The organism is Ochrobactrum sp. P6BSIII, from assembly GCF_014138065.1.
Classification (GTDB): domain Bacteria; phylum Pseudomonadota; class Alphaproteobacteria; order Rhizobiales; family Rhizobiaceae; genus Brucella.
Map to the genome: position 1 here is coordinate 1 of NZ_JACGXB010000035.1, position 8,452 is coordinate 8,452.

Genomic DNA, 8,452 nt, shown 5'->3' on the forward strand with positions numbered 1-8,452 from the left:
CGCGTTACGACAAGAACCCGGACAATTTCCTCGCTGCTGTCAAACTGATCGCTGTCCGCATCTGGTGCATCAGTTTATGAGTCTACGCCCTAGCGAAACAGGGAGTGCGAATACGTCAAATGTTTGTGGCTCCGCCCTGGCATCCAACCATCGGCCCATGGGGTGATCTGCAAACGACATCGTACCCGAATGTCGTTCAATTGACAGGCACACTCTTTATCAAACCCGATACGCGTTACGTGCAAGAAATATGGTTTCCGCCACAGCTTGGCGGAGGTAGGCCTGTTGGAATAACAGCCCATGCGACCAACAGTACCGCCTATGCCTCGCTTAATCGCGGCTTTAATCACAGTTTCATGCAGCGCGGTCCAGATCGCGCTGTCATTGACTGGTCGATTGCTCTGCTTCAAAGCACAGATGTCAAGTTCATGCGCATACATCTGCAAAACACTGGCGAGGCCGGTCGGGTGGAAAGTGCAGATCAGATTAAGGATGTTCCCTGGCGTCACAATATCTGGGCTGAAAACTCTCCCTATCGTCGCGCGGCAGAGGCAGCTGATAGCGAGCTTGCCCGCCTTATTGATGCACTAAAAGCCAATGGTAAATGGCATGATACCGTATTGATAGTTACCTCGGACCACGGTCAGGCTGACCATGGCTGGCATGCGCCGATATCTGAAGCATCGTGGTCGACACCCTTTCTGATCACAGGCCCAGGCATCGCCAGAGGTCGCACGTTGTCATACGGAGAACAGACGGATATCGTTCCGACCATCGCAGCCGTGCTCCACGTGGCCGCACCCAATCAAGGGCCAGGGGCTGGGCGGATTATGCGTGAAGTTTTTACGCAGGGAGAAATCGTCGAAGTTCCGCATCGTCTGGAAACGATTAACAGGCAAATGCGGGAATATATGCTTTTGGAGGCGCAAATGCGTATCGCCTCTGCAACGAGGCCATCTCTGGATGACGTTCTCATGCAGGCACAGAATACAGGCTTAACTGATCGACAGTTTTACGGCTTCGACCGGTTTTTAGAATGGTACAGGGCAGGGTCAATTGATAAAATGATCGAAAATAACCGATTAGTTTTGAACGACTTGAGAACGAAATACAACGCTGCTGAGTGGCCTTGGCAATAGCTGTTCGCGATCACTTTGTACTTGTAGGTATTCAGCAGTGTCTATACTCGCAACCAGCGCTACGGTTTGAATTGGTTCATGGCATCGTGCGCCAGTCACCAATCAAAGCGGACGCCGAAGGTACCAGCCGTTGCTGTTTGGTGACTGCGCCCGCTATTGGACGACCAACGGTAACTGGCTTGGCCATACAGGCTCACATTTTCCTTCAAGCGCGCAGTTATGCCGCCACCGACTTCGAATGCTGTGTCGCCAAACCTGTTTTCAATCGCGGGTGAGGATTGTCCGAAAGCCACAGTGTCATTGCCTGAGAAGGCATGCCAGAGATTGAACCGCGCATAGGGCTGCCACAATGTTCCGCGCTCGTCGCGTCTTGTATATTGCAGCCGGGCTCCCAGTCGTCCGGTCCAGGCTTTGCCTGCATCCCAATCCACACTCGAATACTGATCCTGGGACCCATCTACTGATATGTCCTGATAGACGAGCTGTGCCTGTGGTTCAATCAGCCAGCGATCATCGTCACCAAAGTGGATCGGATAGCCCGCTTCGAGCGATGCCGTATATCCAGTCGCTTTTGTGGAGAGACCGGCATTATAAAGCGATGTCGAATCAGCATCGTACCAGCTGCCCTGTACCACAGCATCCAGATACCAACCGGTTGGATCAAAATGAGTCCAATAGGCACCGACCGATGGGCCTTTCAGCGTTAGCTCGCCCACGGCCAAATCTTCTATTCCTTGCGCGAAGCCGCGCACCGAACTCGAATTGTAGTTGGAGTAAGCGAAGTATAGGCCAGCATGGTCACGGTGGCCGCTATCCGTTGTTCGCCGCAGGATGTCGAGGCCCGTCTGGAAGCCTGTCAGATCACCCGTCGCACTGGCATCAACGGAACCGCCCCATCGGTTGCTGAGGTGTTCGCCGAACACTCGTCCCCACGCGCCGTTCACATAGGCGCGTGACTCCGGCACACCGCGCAGGTTTTCCTCCTCGCCGACGCGCTCATGAAGCGTGCCAAGGGTAGCAAGGCCCATCTGCCGCGCAATTGCAGGGATTGGCGCATAGAGTGCCACTTCTGGACGGTAGATCGGAGTATCCGGTTCTTCCGTCGTTGGACCCGTCGGTGTGTCGATAATATGGGACCGGAGGAACCAATCGTTCGCATCAGTGCTGCCGCCGCGGAAGAGCTGATATTCGTAAGCACCGGCAGCCACGCGCTGGCCGAGAGTGAAAGCATCGGTTGTGGTGGTGCCGCCATTTGTTACCTGCACCAGCATGATGCCATCCGCGACGGTCTGCGCTCCCGGACCGCCTGTATTGTTGATGAGCAGCGATGTCGTGCCACTGGCTTGGCCTCCATTGATCACCAACAGGTTGCTCGGCGAGCCGTCGGCACCAAGATAGGTGTTGAAACCGATACGGCTGCCAGCGCTGCCGGCGTAGCTGCCAACGGTCAGAGTGCTATAGGCTTCCGATCGCGGCAGGAACTCGATCAGGCCGGAATTCGAAATAGCACCGGTTGCGTTGGAATCGCCGGTGACGTTCCAGATGCTGCCGGTATCGATCGTGATATTCGTCGCGTTTTGCGACAATCCGGTCCAAAGGCTGTCTTGCGCCAGGGACAAATCCGCAGTGTTGCCAGCGTCGGCCAGCAAGTCGCCTGTCCATTGCGATGCAGTCAGACTGGCACTGACAGTATTGCCCGGGCCGGTCAGTACAAGATTACCGGCCCACTGGCTGTTGCTGAGATTATAGGTGAGCGTCGAAGGATCAACGACGATGTCACCGGTCAGAGACGATATGCGGTCAATATTGAGCGTCAGGTTGCTAGGCGTATTCGCTCCATCCTCGGTAACCTTTGCAAGCAAGAGCTGTCCGTTGACCACAGCCGGGCTGATTGCCGTGTTGCCATCGATTGAGACTGTACCAATGCCGCCCTCGGCGAGGATGATCGCGGCATCGGTGGCGCTCAGACTGCCGCCGGTGAAAGACATAGTGCTCGGTGCACTTCCAGCAAGATAGATAGCGGCAGATCCGGCACCGTTAACCGCGACTGCCGTGCCGGATGCGATGAGCATGCCGCCATTGACCGCTGCAAGACCATGAGCAGCGCTGCCCATCGTGGTGACGTTTAAATCAGTAGCAGTGATCGAACCGCCCGCCATCGCATGCATGCCGATGGCGCTATTGTTTTCCGTGGTGATATTGGTACCAGACAAGGTGATGGTGCTGCCAGCATCCGTCGCCTGGACGCCGTCGGCGCCACCGATTACGGCGCTTTCGCCACCCTTTGTCCTGATGGTGCCACCTGTAACCGAGGCCGCAGCCCCCTGACTGACACGAACGCCGATGGCTCCATCGCCAATAGTCGTTATTATCGTGTCCTGAGCTTGCAGCGTGCTATCCACTCCGATCACATCCGCGCCATAGCTCTCCAGTCCAATCTCAGCCACCGGAAACTGGAGGGCGGGGCCGCTGCCGCCCGCTATCGTGTAACCTGTGGTGACTTCTGTTCCCGTCACGGTGATTGTGCCGGTGTCGGTGACAAGCAGACCTGCGCTGGAAGGGCCGGTCGTTCGGATTATGGTTCTGGTGAGAATGACAGAGCTGTCTGCGCCACTTGCCTCTGCGCCGGTTGAATTGGGCTGGTAGGTGAAAATACCGTAACCAGCATAATCAATGCTGCCTCCGGCATCGGCCCATATGCCCTGGCTGTTTGTGCCGTAGGTGGCGCTGCTGGCGCCACCGCGGACGACGATGCTGCTGTCAATACCGCGGGCAAGCATGCCTGGCGCGTCGGCGTTGATTGTGGCGCCATAATAGTCGCCGGACGCGATGGCGCCGCCGCTCATGTTGATTGTTCCGCTGCCAGTTGCGAACAGAACAGCGCTGCCGCTTCCAAAGCCGTTCAAGTAACTATTGTTCAGGATGAGATTACTGCCGGCTCCTGAAGCTACTCCGCCCGGGGCATTGTCGCCGGAGCTATATGTGTTCAGATCATTGAGAGTGATCGTTCCCCCGGCATCCGCAAATACGGCAGACGCAGCTGTACCGTCAATCATGAGGTCGGTGCGGGTCAGAGTGATGGTCCCGCCACTGGCCGCATAGGCGCCGTGCGCATTGTTTAGCGCGGTGTATACGACACTGTCGGTGAGCGTGACGCTGCTGTCTGTGCCAACTGCGCTGATGCCATAGGCACCGACACCGTTCGTTGTGATGGTAGTGTAGCTTCCTGTGATTACTCCACCGTCTTCGGCGTAGAGACCATAGCTGTCCGTGCCATTGGTGGTGACTTCAGCCGCATCCGCGGAGGTGCCAATCAAGCTGATCATCCCCCCGCCACTCGCGCGGACGCCGTAACCGCTGCCGTTGGCCGTCAGATAGACAGAGGTGCCACTATAACTTCCGGTACCTGATACGTCGACCACCGGCGTTGCGCTAGCGCTTTCTCGCGTGGTGAAAGCGAGATCCGAACAACTGCCTGAAGAAATACTGACTGCAGCCGGTGCCGATGGCGCACATTGCGCCAAGGCTTGAGCGGAGGGCAACAGCACCGTCATCGCTGCGGCCAAGGTCGCAGGATGGAAGCAAATAGAGCTTAATAGTGCTTTCTTGCGCGCGTTGCAGATCCGCGCACGAAGGCCTGAAATGACAACAGGCATCTCCACATGGTCAACACGCAATCGATGCCCCCTCTGTCACGACGCTTCCTGTGTGGTAAGCATTTCGAGAATCAATTAAGATGATTAATATAATATACTTGGAATTGGGCAAGTCGGACGTGGTGTCTTTTTAGCCTAAAACTGCTCAGAATTCTGAAAACGATCAATTTCTTGCTGCGTAGTTCTCAACGGATATATACCTTCGAAAGCGATCTCAGTAAGCACGTAGCGAATTCCGTGAATTTTATTCTGCTTGGCGCAGTGGTGCCCTCCTTCGGTCTGTCCGATGTGATGTGACGCAAAAGGCATTCGCACGAAAAGTCTGCTTATAGATGTCGTTCAGATGAGTTGGATCATGTGCGGCTAAAGCTGCGTGCGGGATGATGTCATGTTAGCCATTCTGATGTGGCCTGCTTAGTAAGCGCAAAAACCGAATCTCCCATGTCATCCTGCGACAATAAGATTTTCGAGATGGATACATATTATCATACCGTCTGTATATTAAATATAGCTAATTTGCGTCGCGTTAATATTAATTATGCTTATTTTACACAAAGCTATTGGGACAGAATACAAGTATAAATTGACGACCTGCAGCGCCGCCAGCCTGCATTTCTGATGTTCATGTGCAATGCGAAAGTGAACTGTATTCGGAGGGAAGAATGCTGAGATATTTGTCCATGGCTACAGCCATTTTAGTGGGCGCCAACATTACGCCGTCGTTCATTGTCGACGCGCAAGCTCAAACGACAGTCGAATGCCGATCCAGAGACTACAAGTACGATGAATGTTACGCGGGGCCGCTGTCCAAACCTCAGCTCATTCATCAAACTTCGAGTTCGGCATGCATCTTAAATCGCACGTGGGGATATAATCCGAAGAGCCGCTACATATGGGTTGCTCAGGGTTGCTCTGGTGTATTTGCAGATGTTGGCGGCTATCACCACGGTCGTGGTGATGGGTTTGATCCAGGTGCGCGCCAGTATGATCATCACGGTCATGATATAGGCGGTGTCGTAGCGGGTGCTGTGCTCGGCGCGATCGTTGAGGGAATGGTTGCAGATAGTGGGCACAAGCATCATCACACGACCAGCAATCATCGTGATTCCGACGACTATAATGGCTGTCATGGAATTGGGTGTACAGTCGACAGACCTGATGATTCCGGGACTATAGATACAACGCCGCAGTTCGATAAAAACGGAGAGCCCAATTACGATACTCATGGCAATTATATCGGTTGCCATGGCGTCGGATGCTTGGTTGACGATCCAGACTAGGCTGGCGGTAGATAAAAGAGGGACAAGAAGCTCGTCCCTCTTTTACGCCGTGACGATTGCCAGGATTTCAGAAATTGTATTTTAGTATAATGTAATGAATGTCACCGATAATTTTTGATCGCCATTAGAATTCGAATCTCAAATTCTTATTTTTCCATTATTGCATCTAAAACTGCCAGCGTGCTGGCGGTTTACGCGAGATGTTCAGGACCCATCAACCCCCAAGCGCCCACCTCCCCATTATTAGATAGCGAGTGGGCTTTTCCGCTTGTGCTCTTTTTAGCAGAATTGGAAAAAATATAGTTATTTCACGATAATCTGAATTCGTTCATAGAGTAATATTTAATGTAATCATATTTATTGAATATATAAATAGTTCGGCGAATTGTGAAGACACATGATCATCACTCTTGCTAAGAGTGCATTTGCAATGCCGATCTTGTGCCAATGATCGAAGGCACCAGATACTCAGCGATGGCTGTTGGTGACTTGATAGGCGCTGGGGGTATTCGGATGGAATTGCGTGTCTCGCAGTTCATCGACGGCACGCTTTCGGGAAGGCAGTTTCCGATAGCATCCAGCTAGTCCTTCAAAGCTTCCAGCCTGTCAGGCTCAGTGACCCTGTAAGTGTATTCAAAACTCATAACAGACTATCAAGGAGCTGTGGGCGATGGCGAAACGAGGGCAGGCGGTCAAATTCCGTTTGGCGAAGGTTTGCGCGATATTGAATAAAACGGAATGCGAGCTTGCTCACACATTGGGGCTGTCTAGGGCTGCCTTAAAAGCGATCGACCGTCGAGGGGCGCCTCTTTATCTGCAATTGGCTCTCACCGCGCTGATGGCAGGAACCCAACCCGCTCCATTTTTACAAAGATACAATGATAATGATCATCAAGGCTGTGAACGCGAGCTCATGAAGCAAGCTGGTTAGAACGTCGGGGGACGGGTACTATGATCAAGGTGACCGCCCTATTTGCCCTTCTCGTGATTGGGTTAACACCAAAGGATACTTTCGCGGCTTCCTGCGGAGGTGCATCGGCAAATAATCCCGCAGTTAAGATGCTGCAACGACAACTTTCGGCGCTTCGAGCCATTGAGCGGAGTCGGGGTTGTAAACCTGGTAAATCTGAGGGTGGTTTTTTCAATGCCTGTCGTGACGTTGGCATGAAAATTGGTGAAGTCCAGCAGGAACTGAGCCTTGCTTCGGCCGCCGATCGTGAATGCAAGGCTCTTGCATCTGCAGCACCGCGTCCAAAGGCAGTCAACGTGTTGAGTTCCGCAGCATCCGCCCGCACGGGGCCTGCTATAGATAGGTCAAAAAAAGTCCCTGGATTCAAAAATGCACTGCAATATTGTGTGCGTCTTTCGGACGGTTACTACTTTCCAACGCCTAACTCGCAGTTCGGTCAGAAAGGCGGCACAGACGCCGCGCTTATTCAGTGCAGACTGATCTGCGATACGAACGATATGGCAGTCTATATTAATGACCAGAATGAAGAATCTGCCGAAATGGTTTCGGTCCAGACGGGTCAAGCCTATGCCGATTTGACAACGGCTTACGATTATCACGGTGATGGAGAATTCAAGCGCTGTAACTGGAATGGTTATGTTGCGAAAGTTGCCTCACTCATGACTGTCATAAAGCAACCGCGGCAGATTGCAGATACCACAAATCCGTTGCCAGATACGGGGCCGGAGAAAGTGACGACTGTGGTCGCAGAAGTTGCTCCCGAACAATATCGGTCAGCTCCCGTCCGCGATGTTCGCGTCGTTGGCCCTGCATTCATTCCAGATATCGACAATCAAGCGCTTGGACAGATGCGTTACCAGCAAAGCCCATAAAAATCTCTTATAGCAAAAGCGAGATGGCAGCCGTCGTCGACTGGCGCCATGGTTTCCAACATGGGATATCAAATGAAGAGCTTCAAGTTCAGACATATGCTGCTTGCATTCCTGCCGCTGGCCGTTGCCGGTTGTGTTACTGCGGAGGAGGTAGATCAGGACAAATGTTCATCCTTCGGCTTCCGTCCTGGTACAGATGCATTCGCGAATTGCATGATGGAGCAGAGCGCGCGTCATGACGATGAAGAGCGGCGCTATATGGATGGTCTTCATGAGCGGCAGGAGCGCGAACGCAAGAAAGAGCGCCGTCGCCGTGAAGAAAGTCAGATCGACACGCGACCCCAGTTTGATAAGGACGGCAACCCGAACTTTGATACGCAAGGCGATTATATCGGATGTCATGGCGTCGGCTGTCAGGTTGATAATCCGGATGCCGACAACTAGGCGGCGTGGACGAATTGGTTGACGAATTGATCGAAGCTTGATTCAAGACTGCTTTTTGGAGGCAGTCATGAGCCGAGGCGATCTGAGCGAA

At 53.2% G+C, this 8,452-nt stretch carries 6 protein-coding genes and 1 pseudogene; 6 read left to right on the forward strand and 1 reads right to left on the reverse strand.

The annotated features are described in order from the left end of the window. A pseudogene (locus tag FHW00_RS24155) lies at positions 1 to 80 on the forward strand (IS5/IS1182 family transposase); the annotation flags it as partial. A 39-nt stretch (positions 81 to 119) separates the two neighbouring features. Then, positions 120 to 1,139 (forward strand): sulfatase-like hydrolase/transferase, encoded by a 1,020-nt coding sequence (locus FHW00_RS24160; RefSeq protein ID WP_078341326.1) that lies wholly within the window; start codon positions 120 to 122, stop codon positions 1,137 to 1,139. Positions 1,140 to 1,234: 95 nt separating this feature from the next. Here the strand turns inward: FHW00_RS24160 and FHW00_RS24165 are convergent, their stop codons facing one another. Continuing rightward, the gene (locus FHW00_RS24165) at positions 1,235 to 4,465 is read right to left on the reverse strand and encodes an autotransporter family protein (RefSeq protein ID WP_176168396.1); all 3,231 of its coding nucleotides are present in this window, start codon (positions 4,463 to 4,465) and stop codon (positions 1,235 to 1,237) included. Positions 4,466 to 5,457: 992 nt separating this feature from the next. Here FHW00_RS24165 and FHW00_RS24170 point away from each other — a divergent pair. The 4 genes from FHW00_RS24170 to FHW00_RS24185 all read left to right on the forward strand — a co-directional run bounded on the left by FHW00_RS24170 (position 5,458) and on the right by FHW00_RS24185 (position 8,361). Continuing rightward, positions 5,458 to 6,075, forward strand: a complete 618-nt coding sequence (locus FHW00_RS24170) for a DUF3011 domain-containing protein (protein ID WP_078341328.1) — start codon at positions 5,458 to 5,460, stop codon at positions 6,073 to 6,075. A gap of 670 nt (positions 6,076 to 6,745) precedes the next feature. After that, positions 6,746 to 7,006 (forward strand): hypothetical protein, encoded by a 261-nt coding sequence (locus FHW00_RS24175; RefSeq protein ID WP_078341329.1) that lies wholly within the window; start codon positions 6,746 to 6,748, stop codon positions 7,004 to 7,006. 20 nt (positions 7,007 to 7,026) lie between these two features. Further along, positions 7,027 to 7,917, forward strand: coding sequence for a DUF2865 domain-containing protein (locus tag FHW00_RS24180; RefSeq protein ID WP_078341330.1), 891 nt, complete (start codon positions 7,027 to 7,029; stop codon positions 7,915 to 7,917). A gap of 72 nt (positions 7,918 to 7,989) precedes the next feature. Next, the gene (locus tag FHW00_RS24185) at positions 7,990 to 8,361 is read left to right on the forward strand and encodes a hypothetical protein (protein ID WP_078341331.1); all 372 of its coding nucleotides are present in this window, start codon (positions 7,990 to 7,992) and stop codon (positions 8,359 to 8,361) included. The last annotated feature ends 91 nt before the right edge of the window (positions 8,362 to 8,452 follow it).